The sequence below is a fragment of the Nostoc sp. FACHB-110 genome, from assembly GCF_014697425.1.
Lineage (GTDB): Bacteria > Cyanobacteriota > Cyanobacteriia > Cyanobacteriales > Nostocaceae > Nostoc_B.
The window spans coordinates 1-1,619 of record NZ_JACJRU010000102.1; the positions used below are offsets into that span (position 1 = coordinate 1).

General features: G+C 37.8%; 1 protein-coding gene. It reads left to right on the forward strand.

Annotated features, from left to right (window positions below):
* The first annotated feature begins 285 nt into the window (after nt 1-285).
* Nucleotides 286-1,605 (forward strand): IS4 family transposase, encoded by a 1,320-nt coding sequence (locus H6G69_RS33460; protein ID WP_190694015.1) that lies wholly within the window; start codon nt 286-288, stop codon nt 1,603-1,605.
* Nucleotides 1,606-1,619 lie beyond the last annotated feature (14 nt).

A 1,619-nucleotide genomic window follows, 5' to 3' on the forward strand; every position in this document is an offset into this window, starting at 1 on the left:
CCATTCGCCACAAGTTAAAAATAATTGAATTTTGTCAATACATCTTTGTAAATAAAAATCCCTGCATAAGAATAATAATTGGTGGTAAGGGGAAGGAGGAAGGCGACGCTGCCCTCCTTCCCCACCCCAATATTTGATTATCATTATCATTAAGTTTGAAAGTAGGATTTCCTAACAAAAAAAATTATGTGAAACTCAGTTAATACAAGTAATTGAGCGATTATAAAAACCGTGAGCAGCAGCCGTAAAATCAATCGAGATCATGCTAAAAAGAAGCAACGGCCAATGGTGGAAGACGAAGTAATTGCTTTTCAACTCGAACAGTTACTGACACCAGCCATTACTACCCAAGAAAATTACTACCGTCAACTGGGATTAAGAGACAGGGTTCTCAACTTACCATTAATGGTGGCAGCAGTGCTAACTCTACTGTGGCGTGATGTTGCGGGAGTCACGGAACTGACAAGGATGTTATCAAGGGAAGGGTTTTTGTGGTGTAGACCCCTTGAGGTTAGCCAGCAAGCAATATCTCAAAGGTTTTTAACTTTTCCGGCTCAATTATTCGAGAAAGTATTTAAAGATTTATTGCCACATTTACAAGCTTCTTGGTCAAGAAGAAATCATCGTAAAATTCCCCAAAGCGTTCAATTTACGTTGACGAAATTTGAAAAGATATGGATAGTAGACTGTTCAATATTAGAAGCATTATTTCAAAAACTTGAAAGCTTAAAAGATGCACCCCAAGGTAAGTTAGCCGGAAAAATTGGCACAGTCATAGATTTAAAAAATATGCTGCCTGTGGAAATATGGTTTTGTGATAATTCTAGAAGTGCGGATACAAAATTTGAGGCAGATATTTTAAATTTAGTTACTCCGAATACTCTACTTTTATTAGATAGAGGATTTTACCACTTTAACTTCTGGCTACAACTAATTGCTAAAAATGTGAACTTTATAACCCGGTTAAAAAAGGGAGCAGCGATTCATGTAGAGCAAGTATTTACAGATAGTTTTTCTTTACGTGACCGTCTTATACGTCTTGGTTCTGGTACTAATAAAACTCCATTTGTTACTTTACGTCTGGTCGAAGTTCGTTCAGCTAAGACATGGCATTCTTATTTAACCAGCGTACTTGACCCTACTGTTTTACCTCCATACGTTGTTGCTGATTTATATCGTCGCAGATGGCGCATTGAAGATGCTTTTAATACTGTCAAGCGGCTTTTAGGTTTAAGTTATTTATGGACTGGTTCAATTAATGGTGTTCAATTACAAATTTGGGGAACTTGGTTATTTTATGCTGTCTTAGTTGATTTAGGTGATGCTGTAGCAGACGAACTTTCTCTACCTTTTGACTCCATTTCTTTAGAGATGATTTATCGCGGTCTTTATCATTTTTATGTTGCTCATCAAAAAGGTAAGGCAACTGACCCTATCAAGTATTTCGCTGCGCCAGAAAACCAAGATTTAGGTATTGTTAAACGGCAACGAAAACCAAACATGAAGCTCATCGTTGCACCCTTCCCTGATCAACAACGAGGCACACCTGAATTTTTCTTTCAGCCATCTTCTCAAACCCCCTTGACAACTGCCTCACAGCCTTAACTTGTGACAAATGG